16 protein-coding genes are annotated in these 16,598 nt (G+C 40.8%); 3 read left to right on the top strand and 13 right to left on the bottom strand.

Annotation, left to right across the window (positions count from 1 at the left end; translation table 11 throughout):
• Positions 1 to 32: 32 nt before the first annotated feature.
• The 13 genes from ACJV2T_RS05135 to ACJV2T_RS05075 all read right to left on the bottom strand — a co-directional run bounded on the left by ACJV2T_RS05135 (position 33) and on the right by ACJV2T_RS05075 (position 13,047).
• Positions 33 to 1,406 (bottom strand): cell division protein PerM, encoded by a 1,374-nt coding sequence (locus tag ACJV2T_RS05135; protein WP_419399339.1) that lies wholly within the window; start codon positions 1,404 to 1,406, stop codon positions 33 to 35.
• Between the two features lie 88 nt (positions 1,407 to 1,494).
• Positions 1,495 to 2,076, bottom strand: coding sequence for an adenine phosphoribosyltransferase (locus ACJV2T_RS05130; protein WP_419399338.1), 582 nt, complete (start codon positions 2,074 to 2,076; stop codon positions 1,495 to 1,497).
• Positions 2,077 to 2,195: 119 nt separating this feature from the next.
• Positions 2,196 to 2,627: a preprotein translocase subunit YajC gene (gene yajC / locus ACJV2T_RS05125; RefSeq protein WP_419399337.1), complete on the bottom strand. Its 432-nt coding sequence runs from the start codon at positions 2,625 to 2,627 to the stop codon at positions 2,196 to 2,198.
• Between the two features lie 59 nt (positions 2,628 to 2,686).
• Positions 2,687 to 3,691 carry a Holliday junction branch migration DNA helicase RuvB gene (ruvB, locus tag ACJV2T_RS05120; protein WP_419399351.1) on the bottom strand — a complete coding sequence of 335 codons (1,005 nt, stop codon included), beginning with the start codon at positions 3,689 to 3,691 and terminating at the stop codon, positions 2,687 to 2,689.
• Positions 3,692 to 3,785: 94 nt separating this feature from the next.
• Entirely contained in the window at positions 3,786 to 4,415 is a 630-nt protein-coding gene (gene ruvA, locus ACJV2T_RS05115) for a Holliday junction branch migration protein RuvA (RefSeq protein WP_064340661.1), read from the bottom strand.
• Positions 4,416 to 4,502: 87 nt separating this feature from the next.
• Positions 4,503 to 5,084 carry a crossover junction endodeoxyribonuclease RuvC gene (gene ruvC, locus ACJV2T_RS05110; protein WP_004106546.1) on the bottom strand — a complete coding sequence of 194 codons (582 nt, stop codon included), beginning with the start codon at positions 5,082 to 5,084 and terminating at the stop codon, positions 4,503 to 4,505.
• A gap of 6 nt (positions 5,085 to 5,090) precedes the next feature.
• On the bottom strand, positions 5,091 to 5,849 hold the full coding sequence (locus ACJV2T_RS05105) for a YebC/PmpR family DNA-binding transcriptional regulator (RefSeq protein WP_004106544.1): 759 nt from the start codon (positions 5,847 to 5,849) through the stop codon (positions 5,091 to 5,093).
• A gap of 62 nt (positions 5,850 to 5,911) precedes the next feature.
• A complete protein-coding gene (locus tag ACJV2T_RS05100; RefSeq protein WP_415687195.1) occupies positions 5,912 to 6,568 on the bottom strand; it encodes a CDP-alcohol phosphatidyltransferase family protein in 657 nt (218 codons plus the stop codon).
• A 292-nt stretch (positions 6,569 to 6,860) separates the two neighbouring features.
• Positions 6,861 to 8,891, bottom strand: a complete 2,031-nt coding sequence (gene thrS / locus ACJV2T_RS05095; RefSeq protein ID WP_419399336.1) for a threonine--tRNA ligase — start codon at positions 8,889 to 8,891, stop codon at positions 6,861 to 6,863.
• Positions 8,892 to 9,073: 182 nt separating this feature from the next.
• Complete coding sequence (locus ACJV2T_RS05090; protein WP_004108805.1) at positions 9,074 to 9,967, bottom strand: metal ABC transporter permease; 894 nt, start codon at positions 9,965 to 9,967, stop codon at positions 9,074 to 9,076.
• On the bottom strand, positions 9,968 to 10,924 hold the full coding sequence (locus ACJV2T_RS05085) for a metal ABC transporter permease (protein ID WP_415686809.1): 957 nt from the start codon (positions 10,922 to 10,924) through the stop codon (positions 9,968 to 9,970).
• On the bottom strand, positions 10,924 to 11,721 hold the full coding sequence (locus tag ACJV2T_RS05080) for a metal ABC transporter ATP-binding protein (RefSeq protein WP_419399335.1): 798 nt from the start codon (positions 11,719 to 11,721) through the stop codon (positions 10,924 to 10,926). Before ACJV2T_RS05080 ends, ACJV2T_RS05085 begins: the two co-directional genes overlap by 1 nt.
• 144 nt (positions 11,722 to 11,865) lie before the next feature.
• Positions 11,866 to 13,047, bottom strand: coding sequence for a metal ABC transporter substrate-binding protein (locus tag ACJV2T_RS05075; protein WP_415682937.1), 1,182 nt, complete (start codon positions 13,045 to 13,047; stop codon positions 11,866 to 11,868).
• 471 nt (positions 13,048 to 13,518) lie between these two features.
• Here ACJV2T_RS05075 and ACJV2T_RS05070 point away from each other — a divergent pair, with 471 nt between their 5' ends.
• From ACJV2T_RS05070 to ACJV2T_RS05060, 3 genes are all read left to right on the top strand, one after another.
• On the top strand, positions 13,519 to 14,661 hold the full coding sequence (locus tag ACJV2T_RS05070; RefSeq protein WP_419399334.1) for an ADP-dependent NAD(P)H-hydrate dehydratase: 1,143 nt from the start codon (positions 13,519 to 13,521) through the stop codon (positions 14,659 to 14,661).
• A 150-nt stretch (positions 14,662 to 14,811) separates the two neighbouring features.
• Complete coding sequence (locus ACJV2T_RS05065; protein WP_415682935.1) at positions 14,812 to 15,462, top strand: HAD family hydrolase; 651 nt, start codon at positions 14,812 to 14,814, stop codon at positions 15,460 to 15,462.
• Positions 15,463 to 15,639: 177 nt separating this feature from the next.
• Positions 15,640 to 16,572: a LysR family transcriptional regulator gene (locus ACJV2T_RS05060; protein ID WP_419399333.1), complete on the top strand. Its 933-nt coding sequence runs from the start codon at positions 15,640 to 15,642 to the stop codon at positions 16,570 to 16,572.
• Positions 16,573 to 16,598 lie beyond the last annotated feature (26 nt).

Genomic DNA, 16,598 nt, shown 5'->3' with positions numbered 1-16,598 from the left:
GCGGCCTTCCTTCCCAAAATAGTAGTGAGGAATTATTTTCTTTTAGCCTTCGATGAAACCGTCCTAGGAGCGGCTTTTTTCAAAGGCAAAGGTTGATTATTTTTATTACTAGTCTTATTTTCGATTAATTTTGCAGATTTTACAGGCTTATTCGACTTATTAGCAGCAATAAGATTTAAGCAATATCTCGCACCGCAAATAAGTAGAATACTAAAAATTGAAATAACTAATGCTACAGCAGAAGCATATAGTGTAAGATGACCAACAGCTCTAGTACTTTCAATAATGTCAACTCCAATATAAGAAAGTCGACATTCACCTAATGAACCATTTGCTATTGAGAAAACAACAGTCCACATAATTGTAATTAAAGCGGATACGCCAACACTATCAGTTGCAGCTTCTATAGCGTTCAACATAAAAGACTCACGCTCGGTTTTGTCAATAATATTTTTTAGACGCAAGCCACAGCCGCTTTTATGCAATAAAGTTACAAGCATTACAATAAAGCATAAAGTTGGAACTATATAGTAAAAAACAGTGCGATGCACAACGTCAATAACAGCATCAGGAAATATTCCAAAAACCGGAATAGGCGGCAAAGATTTACGCTGAGAAACTGTTAAAGTAAATTGTGCAACCGATCCAATATTAAATCCAGATCCACAAATCCAAGATAATGCCCAAATAGCAACATTCGGCAGCCAAACTAAGCAAGCAATAGTTGTAAGAATACGCGAACCATTTTGCATGCCTAGTTTATTGAAATATGAATTAACATAACCAAAATTTGTGCAAGCCCAAACCACAACAGTTATTAACGCAACAAAAGCATATAAACCGAATAAAATTACCGCAGTTCGCTTAGTAATACGAATATTTTTTTGAATATACTCAGGACATATTTGCTTATAACGCTGCTTAGCAGATACAAACAGCGAGCTGCTTGGGAAAACCGCTATAAGTAACGAAATTAAATAAACACAAGAAGATTTACAAGCAACAATAAAAGTAGAATCAAGTAAAGTAACATGCGTATTTTGAGAAAGTATAGCATTAATAGCAGCCCAGACTACAAGCCCAGTAAAATACGCTATATTCCCACCTTTAATACGACGAATTAAGCACACAAGCGTTGAAATAAGCAGAAAAGTAAGACCTAAAGGAATAATCGTAAGAATGCAATTTCCAAAAGTAAGACCCACGCCTTGAGCAAACATAAACACAGCCCAAGTCATAGACATTGCAGATTCAGAAAGATTACCTATTCCTTCTTCGATAGAAACCACAAGAAGTGTGAGAGATAAGAAAAGACCTATTGTAAGAGAAAAAATAAAAATAACAATAACAGGAGTTATTACACCTTTAGACATGTTTATTAAGGATGACTTAAGCTTTTCAACCATGCCTTTTCCTTTCAATCTTTTAGGTGCAAAACCAATATATTGCTTTAAATAGGATATTACTTTAATAATAAGCGATAATAATAAACTTTTAAGCTGGCATAGTAATTAAACTGCTGCAAGGATAATCGCATAATTCACTCATTCCACTAATACCAGTAAGTTCAATAACAAAACTAAAACCTGCAACTATTCCCTGAGCGCGCTTGACAATATTTGCGGCAGCTTTTGCAGTGCCTCCAGTTGCAATAAGATCGTCAACAATAAGCACACGTTGACCTGGCTTAATAGCATCGCTTTCAATTTCAATACTTGCCTGACCATACTCAAGCATGTATGACTCAGTAATAACTGGAGGAGGTAGCTTACCAGCTTTACGAATAGCAAGAAAACCTTTGCCTAACCTAGATGCCAATAATGGTCCAAAAAGAAAACCTCGAGCTTCAAGCCCAGCAATCAAATCAATTGAATCAGCCGGCACAGGCAATGCCTCAATCAAAGAATCAATAAGAATTCGCGAAGAGCGCTCATTTGAAAATATAGGAAGAAAATCACGGAATATAATACTAGGATTTGGGAATCCTGGAACGGTACGAATCAAAGAAGCAAGATAAGCGGCATCATCGTTGCTTACTGTTTTCAACGTTTTCACTGTAATATCCGTTGCTATCATAATCCTAACGTTCTTTTCGTTGCAACCTGTTTTTAAGAATATGAGGAAAGTATACGCATGTTCGTGTGATGTGTGAAGCATGAACCGCATCACACATCACAACTTCAAGTATTACATAATTAATTTATAGCAGTCGTCATGAGAACCGCTATTGCGCTGTCTTCTTCAGTGGACTCAGCAGTTGGCTCAGAAACATCTTGTTTATCAGTTTCTTCGATATCAGCTTTGGCTTCCATTTTTTCGTTTGCTTCAGCTTCTTCATCGCTAATAAATGCTGGACGCACATACAATCTGTTTACAGCGCGGAAAGATACTCGCATCAAGCTACCTTCTGAATCGATAACAATCTCTTCATATTGAGTATCTACGCTTACAATCTTGCCGATAATGCCGCCGATTGTAATAATTTCAGTGCCTGGTTCCAAAGATTCATGGAATGAACGCATTTCAGCTTGACGCTTCTTAGCATTGCGAGTTTGGAACATCATCATGCAAACCATTGCTACAACGAGAATAATAAGCATGCCATACTGCTGGAAAAATTGAGGCAAAGTAAACTCCTTAAGTATCCAACCCTAAGACGGTCGAAATGCCGTCCAAGTTAATTATTTTAAGCTAGCTCACTGACATTACTAGGCTCTTTAAAGCCCAAATGTTTCCAAGCTTTACTAGTTGCAACACGACCTTTAGGAGTGCGAATTAAGAATCCCTCACGCACTAAATATGGTTCACACACTGTTTCAACAGTTTCAGATTCTTCACCAACCATTGCAGCTAGATTATTAAGACCAACCGGTCCACCGTTAAACTGACAAACCATAGCCTTCAAAACTGCAATATCAAGTCGATCAAGACCTTGCGTATCAATCTGGTATAAAGCTAACGCTTCAGAAACAGCTTCATGATTTACTTCTGACAAATCATGCACAATAGCCCAATCTCTGACACGTCTTAACAAACGATTCGCTATACGAGGAGTGCCACGAGAGCGCAATGATAGCTCTTTAGCAGCTTGATCGACAAGACGAATCCCTAAGACTTTAGCAGATCGCTCAATAAGTTTTTCAAGCTCTTCGTGAGGATAAAAATCAAGATGAGCAGTAAAACCAAAACGAGCGCGCAATGGAGAAGGCAACATTCCTTCCCTAGTGGTAGCTCCAACTACAGTAAAACGAGGAAGAGTTAGCGGTATTGATGAGGCACCAGGACCTTTACCAACCATGACGTCAACGCGGAAATCTTCCATAGCAATATAAAGCAACTCTTCTGCAGCACGAGGCAAACGATGAATTTCGTCAATAAACAACACTTCACCTGCGTCAAGCGCGCTTAGTATAGAAGCTAAATCTCCAGCATGCTGGATAGCAGGACCTGAAGTAATTCGAATAGGAACTTGCAATTCATTAGCAACAATCATTGCTAATGTAGTTTTTCCTAATCCAGGAGGGCCAGCCAATAACATATGGTCAGGCGCAACATCACGCTTTTTAGCAGCATCTAAAAACAGTTGCAATTGCGCTTTTAAAACTGGTTGACCGATAAAACCTTCTAATGCGTGAGGACGAAGCTCCTCATCACTGAGTTGCTCATTTCCTAAAGGCGTTGAAGAAACCATGCGTAAGGATTCTTCAGCAACACCAGTATTTAGCGCAGAAGTATACTCTTCACTCACTTCAACTCCCCCAATACTAGATTCTTTACAAACATGATTATCTACCCCTATCAAGTGAAGCTAATGCCATTCGTAAAACATTAGGCAAATCTGCATCAGATATAGGAGTTGAAATATTATTCTCTGCACAAACTTGCTCAACTGCTCTTTGAGCGTCAACTTGTCTCCAACCCAATGAAACAAGACCCTCTATTACGCATTGCACGCTAGAATCAACAATCTGCTTATTAGATTGAGTCGAATCATTAGAACTATCTGCCAGTATTGAAGGATCAAGAGAACCCTTCAATTCCAAAATAATCTTCTGCGCACCCTTTTTCCCTAAACCAGGAGCAGAAGAAAGAGAAGTTACATCTCCCTCAGAAATAGCTTGTAAAAGACGATCAACATTCAAAGTTGAAAGCATAGAAAGAGCAACTTTAGGACCAATTCCACTAACTTTTTGCACTTGCAAAAACATTCGTTTAGCAGCTTGAGTTGTAAAACCATAAAGAGTTAAAGCATCTTGCGAAACTTGAAGCGACGTATAAACGCGAACTTCCTGCCCTTCATGCAAAGAAGACAAATCTTGAGAAGGCATATAAGTTTCGTAGCCAACTCCAGAAACAACAATAAGAGCAGAACGAGCATCAATTGACGCAACTTGCCCAACAAGCATTCCAATCATAAGCTCACTCCCACCTAACAAAAACTCATAGCTTAAAGCACATAAAGTCAAATACAATTATAATAGAACATCTGTTCTATTGATATCCTACATGTCTCGAACGACAGAAGAAGATTTACGCGCCTGAGCTTGAGCTAATGCCCACTGTTTCTGCGCAGCAGTTAGATGCTGCTCGCGCTCGCCACCTTGTAAAGCACCAGAAGGACGAAGAGCATGACAAATAGCTTGAGCTAAAGCGTCGGCAGCATCAGCAGGAGTAGGCAAAACATTAAGACCAAGTAGTCGCGCTACCATGCGCTCTACTTGAGGTTTTTGAGCTTTTCCGTTTCCAGCTACAGCAAGTTTAACTTCAGTAGGAGTGTGTAAAGCAACAGGAATATTGCGCTGAGCTGCAGCAAGCATTGCGATACCAGCAACCTGTGCAGTGCCAAGAACAGTATTTCGATTTTCTTGCGCAAAAACACGTTCAATAGACACAGTATCAGGCGAAAAACGCTCAATTTTTTCAACTAATCCGTTATAAATCTTTAAAAGTCGCAAATCTTGCGAAAGATCAGGCTCAGACCTCAACACATCGACGTGAATAAAAGAAAGCCGACGAGATACGCCGGCTTCAATCACGCCAACCCCGCAGCGAGTAAGCCCGGGGTCAACGCCCAAAATCATCATAGGAGACTATTCATCTTCCTCAAGCTGAGCCATAACTTCATCTGAAGCGGTCCAGTTGCTGTAGATATTCTGAACATCGTCCAAGTCATCGAGATTATCGATTAAGCGAGAAACCTTTTGAGCATCTTCGAAGCTTAATTCAACCTCATTATTTGGATGCATAATGATATCTGCAGAATCGTAGTCGAAACCAGCTTCCTGCAAAGCCTTACGCACAGTTACCAAATCACTGGAATTGGTGTAAACAGAATAAACATCACCATCATCAGCAACATCTTCAGCTCCAGCTTCAGCTGCAACTTCGAAAAGCTTATCGTAGTCAACACCTTCGGATGGAACTTCAATCAAACCTTTACGTTCGAAGTTGAAGCTCACAGAACCGCTTGTTGCCAAAGAACCGTTGCCCTTAGTAAGAGTTGAACGCACATCAGCAGCAGCACGATTGCGGTTATCAGTAAGGCATTCAATAATCAATCCAACACCTGCAGGAGCGTAACCTTCGTAAACAATCTCTTCATAGTTTGCGCCGCCAGCTTCTTCACCAGAACCACGCTTTACAGCGCGCTTGATGTTGTCAGCAGGCATGGAAGCCTTCTTAGCTTTAACGATGGCATCGTACAACGTTGGATTACCATCAGGATCGCCACCACCCAAACGTGCAGCAATTTCAATGTTCTTAATAAGCTTGGCAAAAAGCTTGCCACGCTTTGCGTCGATAGCGGCCTTCTTGTGCTTTGTAGTCGCCCACTTGGAATGACCTGACATGATACTCCTAAAACGTACAGTTAATCAAACGAAACGATTTTATTGCGCTTTCGCGACAAATTTTATTTATCTTTTATATCAAGCCCATGCTTTACTTCAAAAATACGCTGGAAAACTGTAATAATACCGCCAATAGCAAGCAAAATCATAGCAAAACTCAACCAAAAAAGTTGATTTGTAAGACCAACAAGCCCCATAGCAACAAGAATCACAGCAACTCTATCTGCACGAGTTATTAAACCTTTTTTAGGATCTACATTTATTGACTGACCGCGAGCGCGAGTGTATGAAGTTACGAAAGCTGCCATAAGAGCAACTAAACAGCTTAATAATCCTACATACTTTATTGCATTGCCATTCAAAGTTGAAATCCAAGTGCACATATCTTTTTCGTGAGAGTTATACAAACAAATGCATACCGAGGAAAACAATGACCAGTCTGCAATGCGATCGAGAGTTGAGTCAAGAAATGCACCAAATTTTGTGCCGCCTGTAGTTATTGCAGCAACAGAACCATCTAAACTGTCTGCAAGCACAAAAATAGTTAAAAATATAGTGCCAACAACAAACTGTTTAGTAAAAGCAGTAACAAAAGCAATAATAACTACAGCTATTGTGCCAACAATTGTCACACAATTAGCACTTACGCCTAATCGGACTAGCAATTTTGCAATTGGAGAAATAATGCGCTTAAACCCACTGCGTAATGATTCCAACATTGAATGCAACCTTCCTAGCGTAATCGCAAGTAAAACTTGTGCTCAATCAACATTCTTATAGTAACCGCGCGACTGTAAGAAGATACAAACACCGTTACTAACTCAGCTGGAAAACTGAAAAAATAACGGTAATCAGCAAAACACCGTTAAAAACTCAGCTGGCAAACTGAAAAAATAACGGTGTAGCGATTTAGATATAAAAAAGCCCGCACAACATTAAGAAGTGCGGGCTTTTCTAGTTAAGATTCATTACACAGAAACTTACGTTAGCGTTTAAGTTACCTAACTTAAGCTACTTAGTGTAGCGCTCGAAATCTTCGGAAGTATTCACCTGAACGCGCTGCTTGATAATGGACAAAATCCACTCTTTAGCTTGCTCAACTGGAACACCATTCAATTGGCTGCCATCGCGGAAGCGGAAGCTCACAGCATTGTTGTTCACATCCTCTTCGCCGGCAATCAAAGTGAAAGGCACCTTAGACTTAGAAGCGTTACGAATCTTCTTGCCGAAGCGATCGTCAGAGCTGTCCATTTCGCAACGAACCATGTTCTCTTCCAAATCGCTAATGAACTTTTGCAAGTGTGGAGCGAACTCGTCTGCAACAGGAACGCCAGTTACTTGAACTGGAGCCAACCATGCTGGGAATGCGCCTGCATAATGCTCAAGCAAAATAGCGAAGAAACGCTCAATAGAGCCGAAGAGTGCGCGGTGAATCATCACAGGACGCTGGTGACTACCGTCAGCCGCAATATACTCCAGCTTAAAGCGCTCAGGCAAGTTGAAGTCGAGCTGAATAGTAGAAACCTGCCAAGTGCGGCCGATTGCATCGCGAGCTTGCACGGAAATCTTCGGGCCGTAGAATGCAGCTCCACCTGGATCGTCCACGAGTTCCAAACCAGACTCTTTAGCAACCTCTGCCAAAGTATTAGTTGCTTCTTCCCAAATCTCGTCGGAACCGACGAACTTATGCTCATCCTTAGTGGAAAGCTCCAAGTAGAAGTCGTTCAAACCGAAGTCTTTAAGAAGACCAAGCACAAAGTTAAGCAAGCTCTTCAACTCATCGCGCATTTGCTCGCGAGTGCAATAAATGTGCGAATCATCCTGAGTCAATCCACGAACACGAGTTAAACCATGCACAACACCAGACTTTTCGTAGCGATACACAGTACCAAACTCAAACAAGCGCAAAGGAAGTTCGCGATAAGAACGCTGGCGAGACTTGAAGATCAAGTTATGCATTGGGCAATTCATTGGCTTCAAGTAGTAGTCAGCACCTTGGCGAGTTACGTTACCGTTTTCGTCGCGCTCTTCGTCAAGCTTCATTGGAGGATACATGCCATCCTTGTACCACTGCAAGTGACCGGAAGTCTCATACAAGCCGCCCTTAGTAATGTGCGGAGTTTGTACGAAGCTGTAGTGATGCTTGCGATGCTGCTCGCGGGAATAATCTTCCATCGCGTTAATAATCGCAGCACCCTTTGGATGGAACACTGCTAAGCCTGGACCAATCTCATCTGGGAATGAGAACAAATCCATCTCTTGACCGAGCTTGCGGTGATCGCGCTTAGCGGCCTCTTCCATGCGAGTTGTGTAAGCTTTAAGCTCTTCCTTGCTAGGCCAAGCAGTGCCGTAAATGCGTTGAAGCATAGGATTATGCTCCGAACCACGCCAGTAAGCTGCAGCAACACGCTCAAGCTTAAAAGCCTTAATATAGCGAGTGTTTGGCAAATGAGGTCCACGGCACAAATCGCTCCAAACTTTATTGCCTTCGCGATCCAAATTGTCGTACATGCTAAGCTCATGCTTGCTAATTTCGCCAGCAGCAGCCGGATCAAGAGCAGCTTCCTTATCCCCAATCAACTCCAACTTATAAGGTTGATTTGCTTCTTCAACGCGCGCTTCATCTTCAGTTACAACGCGACGACGGAAGCTTTGAGACTCTTTAATAATGCGCTGCATATGCTTTTCGATTTGCTTCAAATCGTCTGGCGTAAATGGAGTATCAACATCGAAATCGTAGTAGAAGCCGTCTTTAATTACAGGACCTACGCCCAACTTTGCGTCTGGTCGAATTTCTTGAACAGCTTGAGCCATCACGTGAGTAGCGGAATGACGCATGATTGCGATGCCATCTTCACTATCAAGTGCTACTGATTCCACGGTATCGCCGTCATGAAGAGGCGTGTACAAATCACGCAACTCGCCATTTAAACGCACGGCAATAATATTCTTATCTTCCGCGAAAAGTTCAACGCCAGTGAAGCTTGCATCCACCTCCTTGCGTTCCTCGTTTACGGTGATGGAGATGGTATTTTCAGCCATAATTGTCCTTTTCTATCGGGGTCTTGCGTTACTAATGTGCAGACCTGGACTTGTGTGGCGTCGATAAACTTACGCGATTAAACAATCAACAAAACGCGCAAAAACGACGTCAATCGCGCGCATTTTTCACGCGCAATTCGTTGACATTTTAGGACAACAGAGCGACTTTTAAAACTCTTTTGCTAGATAGCGTTTTCGGCTACTTTTTCTCGCCTTGCATGCAATCTCGATGAAAAATCATTAATTTTTATAAAAATACTTTCACCAATCTTGACTATTAAGAAGAAAGCTCCAGCGCAAATAGCAATAGTACCGCCGGCAGAAAGCTTCAGTATTACAGCTAAAGCTAGTCCAATTAAAGCAATCGAAACAGCAGTAATTACACATGCAAGCACAAATTTATTTATAGAAGCAATTCTTCCCTTTAATGCTGCAGCAGGAGCAGCAATAAGAGATACTGAAACAACTGTACCAACTGCTGGAATAATGACGGAAACAGTAATAATAATCAAAGCAAGAACCATGCCTTGTATAAAACCTGATCTTCCACCTGCAGCACGGTAATTAATCGGATCAAACGAGCAATGCACAAGATTAGCAGAATTAAAAATCCATAATCCCAAAACAAGCAAGAAAGCAACAGAGGCTGAAATCACGTCTGCAGGAGTGCAATTAAGCAATGATCCAGTTAAAAATCCCTCAATACGCAATGGCAATGGAGCAAACCACTTATTTAAAAAGTATCCACTAGCAAAGCCGACAGTTAAAGTAATACCAGCTGCAGCTTGCGAAGAAATGCCCTTAAGATGCGAAAGTGCATACATTACTAAGGAAAGTACAACGCACGCAACAGCAGCACCGACAAAAAGTCCAAGAGACAAAATATTTTGATCTATTGTATAAGCAGAAGTTAAAACTACACCTAATACTGCTCCAGGAAAAGCAGCATGAGTAATAGATTCAGTAAAGAATATTCGCTGGTTAAGAAGCGCAAGAGAGCCAACGAAACCGCATAGAGCACCTACAACAATTGCTTCAACTATAGGTAGAGCGATAATTTGCCAAATACTTACCATCTATTCCCTACCTTTATAAGATTTTGCTAAAACTTTCATATCGCTACCGCTTGTATGAGTTTTATGCGCAAAAACTATAGATGAAATAACTTGGAACAGCCAGCGCACAATAAGCACAACTACGAACATTGCACACATGCTTAATGCAATTGCAGCTTGAGGAGAAATAGGATGATCAAGCTCCAAATTCATAACGTACATACCAAGAACAACTCCAGCAATACCAACAAAAATACCAACTGCAACCATGCGCCCAACTGTTCTAGACACTAAACGAGCACTAGCTCCTGGAATAATAAGGTATCCAATCACAAGAAGAACACCAACAGCTGAAGATGCAGAAACAACAACCGCAGCGATACCAACGTTAAGAACAATATCTACAAAAAGAGTATGAACTCCCATTAATGGAGCACTTGCTCGATCGAAAGCAACAATAATCTGCTGTTTCCAAGTTGCCAAAAGCACAATAATTGCAAACAAACAAATCCATATTGCTTGAGTCATTCGCTCATCAGTGACATCAAGCAGCCTACCAAACATCAACGCCTCAAGCTGACCTGACATATCACCTTTTTTTAGTGAAATTACTACACCAAGAGCAAAGAAAGTAGTTAAAACAGTTGCGATAATCGATTCATTTATGCGAGCTGAACGAGAAGCCCACACTAATGCAGCAACTAAAAATACTGAACAAATTGCAGCACCAGGAATAATTTGATCTATGCCACCGTATAAAGCACCTACAACAATTCCGGGAAATATGCCATGCACAATAGCTTCCGCATTAAATTCAGCACATCTCAAGTTCACAAATACGCCAACGATTCCGCTAGCTATAGATAGAACTATAAGTAAGCAGAACGGGCGAAAAATATAAGGAGCAGAAGCAATAAAATCAAAACCAGGAATTGGTTCCAGAACTTCTCTTAATGATTCAACTAATTGGGCAAGCATTAATCTTGCCTTTCACTGATTTTTAAGCCATCGCTAAAAACTTCTTTCGAGCCTTCTGAAGAGCTTCCTTTAGAATCATCTTCAGACATTTGCGAAAGCGTAAGACCTACAGAATCTGTTGGCATGCTTCCACCATATGCGCGAGTAATATTTTCTTTAGTCATTACTTCTTTAAGCGTACCAAAAGCAATCTGCTTGCCAGCTAAAAGTAGCGCTTTTTCACAAATAGCATCTGCAATAACTAAATCGTGCGTAGATACAACAAAAGCAATACCTTCTTGCTTTGCTGATTTCATAATATTAAGAAGTTCTCGGCGATTCGGTTCATCAAGACCATTAAAAGGTTCGTCGAGCAAAATAAGCGTTGGTTTTGCAACAATAGCGCGCGCAAGAAGAATGCGCTGTCGCTGACCGCCAGAAAGGTCACCAAATCGCACATCTGCGCGATTTAATAAACCAACATGATTAAGAGCATCCTCAACAGCTTTTTTCTGATCTTTTTTAAGCAATCCAAGAAAACCTGTCTGCCTACTTAAGCCCATTGCAACAACTTGCCGTGCAGTAATCGGGAACGTTAAATCCAAATCAACCTGCTGTGGCACATATCCAATAGACAAAGCCTTAGGCATTTTCAGTTCACCGCGACTTACGCGCACGATACCAATAATAGCCTGCAAAAACGTTGTTTTTCCAGAACCATTTGGACCTATTAAAGCCAAAGCTTCCCCGGCTTGCACACTGCCATTAATACCGGTCACTACAGTTTTATAACCGTATGCCAGGTCGCAATTTTTCATTGCAAGGACGCTCTTATTCACTATATTTCCAGTCTTTTCAGTTTATTAATAAGTATTCGTAACAGTAACTTCGTTACTTCGCTATTAAAGTTTCGCTATTAAAGTTACTGTTACGATACTGTTATTTTTACTGTTATTTATATGTTACTTCTTCAATGCAGTCTTAACTGAATCTGGAAGTTCAGGAACATTACCATTCCAAGCTTTCACCAATGTTTCAACATTGTGAACGATGGAACCGATGTAAGTTTCGCCGGCAGATCCGACTGGTCCAAGCGAATCTCCATAAAGCGCATCGTCGCCAATAACAGCCTTCACTCCTGCTGCAGAAGCAACAGCCTTAATCGACTTGGAATTGTTAGAATTCTCAGCGAAAATCGCAACAGCTCCGGACTTCTTGACATCTTCTGCAGCTTTCTGAATATGATCTGCAGTAGCATCCTGCTGGCTGTTGAAATCAGAAAGTGCTGCACCAATGAACTTCACATTGTAGTCACGGGAGAAGTAACCGAATGCATCGTGAGAAGTGAAGAGAACACGATGCTTTTGTGGCACACTATTCAAAGCTTTAGTTGCCCAAGCATCCAAATCAGTCAAAGACTTAACAAACTTCTCAACATGCTCATCGAAAATAGACTTGCTCTTAGGAAGAGCTTTTCCGAGGAAATAACCGATATTCTTAACCTGAATCATAGTGTTCTTCGTGCTGGTCCAAATATGTGGATCGTACTGGAATTCAGGCTCCTTCTCGCCTTCCTCTGGAGGGAATGGCCACTTTTCAGCATGCACCTTAGCGATACCGCGATCAACCTTGTATGGAAGATCCTTTTCCTTAGAAGTCTCAGCCTTTGGATCCTTGATTTCGTCAGCAGTGAGAATACCGGAAGTTACACCCATAGTGCCCTTAAAACCGGTAGCTTTCACAGCTTGATCCAAGAAGTGCTCGAGATCTACACCAGAAACGAGCATCAAATCAGCCTTAGAAAGAGCTTTAGATTGAGCTGGAGTCATTTCATGCTCATGAGCAGAAGCGTTTGGCGCAAGCAAGCAGGTCAAATTAATTGTTGACTTTGCTTTGTCTTGAGGAGCTCCGATTACAGACTTCTTGCCCTGAGAATCCGTCTTATTGAGGCTCAATCCAGATTTTGCGTCAGCAGTTGAAGCGATTTGAGTTACGTAATCGCAAATTTGAGTTGTAGTTGCCACTACATTTACTTGATTGCCATTCGCTTTATTTTCGGCATTTTTTGCAGAGCCGCAAGCACCCATAGAAGTTGCTAATAATGCAACCGCAGCTGCAGTTGCGAAAATTCGTGAAGTTTTCACACTCGTTCCTTTCGGGAATCTTTAACTGTTATTGCATGGGTTGATTGTGAGAGGTACTCATGAAAGCTATTCATGAAAAAAATAATCATTCGCAATAACGCTTATAGCATAAGAAAAATATGTATGCCGGTCAATAAAAAATGTGAAAAAATATAATTATTTTTGCAAAAATGCGTTTCGCGAATTTTTCATCTGTTATAATGCGAAATTTCAAAAAAGACAGTGCTACTTTCTGCTTTATCTTGCAATAAAAAACGTTAATATGTCAACGAAAAAATAAATGTGATTATAACGTTTGAACAAATTTATCTAGCAGGCATTTTTGTTTATTTTTTACGCAAAACTGGCAGCGACACGCCATAGCACTTGCGACACGCAGAATAACAAAAAAATTACAAATATTTTCAAAACGTTTACAAATTGAAACAATACATAAGTTTAGACAGTAATACACATGTTTAGCAACTCTGCATGTGCTTAACAGCAATTACACTTAATAATATGTTTGGCAATACAGATGGCATGAATTACGTTGCAAAACCCGACAGTTCGCAAACTGACGATAAAAACTCTGCAAATAATGAAATATCAGTAGATATTCATCTTGCTTCCATAGCATTGCGCACGCCTCATGCAAGCGATAATAAATATTCAAGAGGCGTTCTAGGCATAATTACCGGATCAAACGACTATCCAGGAGCAGCAGTATTAAGCACAAGTGCTGCAATACATGCAAATATTGGAATGGTTCGTTATACCGGTCCTCTTCGCACACAAAACTTAGTATTGCAAGCATCACCTGAAGTAGTAGCATCCGAACAATTAAACGGAAAAATCGACGCAATAACAGTTGGATGCGGCATACCAGACGAAAGTCATTGTAACGACGAAACGGCTTTATCTCAAAGAAAATACATTGCTAGCATACTTGCAAAATACTCAAACGAAAGCAAAAACGACAACGAAAACGACAGCACTGAAACGCAATTAAATAACAATCTTCCGCCAATATGCGTAGACGCTGGAGCGTTGGATTTACTACCAAAACAAGTTTGCGAAAAAGTAGTTCTCACACCTCATGCAGGAGAATTAAGCTCGCTTTTTACTAGATACGATTTAGAAGTAAGCGCACAACAAATATCCGCTAACCCAACTCACTACGCTCAAAAAGCAGCAAATCTTACTGGAGCAACTGTGTTAGTTAAAGGCGCAACAACAGCAGTTGCATCACCATCATCGATGCACTCTCCTGTTTATATTGCACAATACGCTCCATCTTGGCTAGCAACTGCAGGATCAGGAGATGTGCTAGCAGGAATTTTAGGAGCATTGCTGGCTCAGCACGAAAAAGATAACGAAAACGACAACGAAAACGACAATAATAACGACAACGCGAATAACAAAAATTACGCACTTATTGCAGCGAGCGCAGCTGTGATTCACGGAGTTTGCGCAGTGTTTGCATCACGCAGTAGCGGTGGAAACAATTACACTCAACTAGTGCAAGACATAGTGAAATCAAAGCGTGCTTTAACTTTGGAACACCCAATTGTTGCAAGCGACATTATAAATGCATTACCGCATGTTCTTGGGATTCTTATTAATATAAAGTAGCGCGCAAAATAATATCAGCAATGCGCAAAATTAAACGCACGAAATTAACGGGCAAGATTAACAAGCAAAATTAACAAGCAAGATTAACGCACAAAACAAAATACGCGAATATAAAATAACGTATGAAACAAATAGGAGCCGTAGAAACAAATGACTAACGCACAAAATATTGAGATTCATGACGTCATGTTTGACTATTGCAAAGTTCTACTCGAATGGAATTGCCGAAACTGTTTGCAAAAGCAATTCCCGAATTTAGTTGATACTATTTGCCCTAATGGAAGCTTTGGAAAGAACGATTTAGCCGGCTTCTATGAATTTGAGGACCGCATGGATGGCGGCGAGCTTTTGAAAGATCTTATGCCTGAATACGAGCGTCGCTTTGGAAGCGAGCTTGCCTGCGCTTTCCGCTGGTATTGCGCTCATTATGACCAAGTTTTGACGCGCATGATGCCTGGAATGGTTGATTTATTGCATGATTTACGTAAAGCTGGATACGGCGTGTGGGGCTTAACGAATTGGTCTAAAGAAACTTTCCCGTTGGCGCTTAAAAAATTCCCAGAACTTTCTACTCTTTTGCAAGGAACTATTATTTCCGGTGTTGAGCATTTGCATAAGCCAGAACCGGAAATTTTTGAACTTGCTATAAGTAGATTTGGATTGAATCCGCAAACAACTGTTTTCTTCGACGATAAGCCAGCAAATATTGATGGAGCTCATAGAGTTGGCATGCATGGATTTGTTTTTACAACCGCAGAGCAAGCGCGTAAGGATTTAGCTTCAGTAGGAGTAAATCTTTAATAATTGCTTAAATATTTAGGTTATATTACTAAGGTCATGCGAAACTAAGGTTATAGCAACTATAGTTATAGCAACTAATAATTAGGTTATGCCTATACCTTTTGCTAGATTCGTTAGCGGCTCATTTATGTGATTTTTGATAATTATTTTAACTTTTAGCTCACGAAAGAAGCTCATATGACTTTGCTACAACTGAAATATATTGTAAAAATCGTTGACTGCGGTTCAATGAACGAAGCAGCACGAGCATTATATATTTCACAACCAGCATTGAGCTCTTCTGTAAAAGAGCTTGAAAGAGAACTTAATATTGAGATTTTCACTAGATCCACTCAAGGAATTGCATTAACAGCTGATGGAGCTGAGTTTTTGACGTACGCTCGACAAGTAATTGAGCAAGCGGATCTTCTTGAAGAACGCTACAAAAGTACTAAGCCTCGCCCACAATTATGCAGCGTTGCAACACAGCACTACATGTTTGCTGTTGAAGCATTCGTCGATATGATTCGCAGTATTCATTCTGACGAATACGAGTTTTCAATTCGCGAGACGCGCACAAAAAATATTATTAAGCAAGTAAGCGATATGCGCGCAGACCTTGGAATTCTTTATCTTTCTGACTACAACAGGGATGTAATCGGCAAGCTGCTTCGTGAAAAACATTTGGAGTTCCACCCGCTTTTCCGTGCAAAATTGCATGTTTTTCTTTCTAGAAATAATCCGCTTGCAGTGCGAAAAAGCTTGAGCTTGGAAGATTTGAAACCGTATCCGTTTATTCAATACGAACAGGGAGAAGAAGGAAGTTTCTTCTTCGCAGAAGAGGCTGTTTGGCCTACTCGCCCACCGAAAAAAATCAACGTTTCTGACCGCGCTACCATTTTAAACTTTATTATTGGGTTGAATGGTTACACTGTTTGCACTGGAATAGATAACGGCGATTTAAACAATGAAAAAATCGTCACTATTCCGCTTGAATGTGATGACACTATGCTTGTTGGCTGGATTACAAACGAACGCACGAAGCTTTCAAAAGCTTCACTCGCTTATCTTACGCAACTTAAATCTGTGCTTGTAAGACATGGCTACGCGCTTATAGATTCACAAAATTAACGCAAGCCAAAAACTACGCAAGCCAA

It is taken from the genome of Gardnerella phocaeensis (assembly GCF_048545075.1).
Taxonomy (GTDB): domain Bacteria; phylum Actinomycetota; class Actinomycetes; order Actinomycetales; family Bifidobacteriaceae; genus Bifidobacterium; species Bifidobacterium vaginale_J.
The sequence above is the reverse complement of the archived record's forward strand: the minus strand, read 5'-3'. Positions and strand labels throughout refer to the sequence as shown.

What these genes read in the sequence shown, in the direction of transcription:
- ACJV2T_RS05135 (WP_419399339.1), bottom strand. Translation starts at nt 1,406, where the DNA reads ATGGTTGAAAAGCTTAAGTCATCCTTAATAAACATGTCTAAAGGTGTA.
- ACJV2T_RS05130 (WP_419399338.1), bottom strand. Translation starts at nt 2,076, where the DNA reads ATGATAGCAACGGATATTACAGTGAAAACGTTGAAAACAGTAAGCAAC.
- ruvB (WP_419399351.1), bottom strand. Translation starts at nt 3,691, where the DNA reads ATGGTTTCTTCAACGCCTTTAGGAAATGAGCAACTCAGTGATGAGGAG.
- ruvA (WP_064340661.1), bottom strand. Translation starts at nt 4,415, where the DNA reads ATGATTGGAATGCTTGTTGGGCAAGTTGCGTCAATTGATGCTCGTTCT.
- ruvC (WP_004106546.1), bottom strand. Translation starts at nt 5,084, where the DNA reads ATGATGATTTTGGGCGTTGACCCCGGGCTTACTCGCTGCGGGGTTGGC.
- ACJV2T_RS05105 (WP_004106544.1), bottom strand. Translation starts at nt 5,849, where the DNA reads ATGTCAGGTCATTCCAAGTGGGCGACTACAAAGCACAAGAAGGCCGCT.
- ACJV2T_RS05100 (WP_415687195.1), bottom strand. Translation starts at nt 6,568, where the DNA reads ATGTTGGAATCATTACGCAGTGGGTTTAAGCGCATTATTTCTCCAATT.
- thrS (WP_419399336.1), bottom strand. Translation starts at nt 8,891, where the DNA reads ATGGCTGAAAATACCATCTCCATCACCGTAAACGAGGAACGCAAGGAG.
- ACJV2T_RS05090 (WP_004108805.1), bottom strand. Translation starts at nt 9,967, where the DNA reads ATGGTAAGTATTTGGCAAATTATCGCTCTACCTATAGTTGAAGCAATT.
- ACJV2T_RS05085 (WP_415686809.1), bottom strand. Translation starts at nt 10,924, where the DNA reads ATGCTTGCCCAATTAGTTGAATCATTAAGAGAAGTTCTGGAACCAATT.
- ACJV2T_RS05080 (WP_419399335.1), bottom strand. Translation starts at nt 11,721, where the DNA reads ATGAAAAATTGCGACCTGGCATACGGTTATAAAACTGTAGTGACCGGT.
- ACJV2T_RS05070 (WP_419399334.1), top strand. Translation starts at nt 13,519, where the DNA reads ATGTGCTTAACAGCAATTACACTTAATAATATGTTTGGCAATACAGAT.
- ACJV2T_RS05065 (WP_415682935.1), top strand. Translation starts at nt 14,812, where the DNA reads ATGACTAACGCACAAAATATTGAGATTCATGACGTCATGTTTGACTAT.
- ACJV2T_RS05060 (WP_419399333.1), top strand. Translation starts at nt 15,640, where the DNA reads ATGACTTTGCTACAACTGAAATATATTGTAAAAATCGTTGACTGCGGT.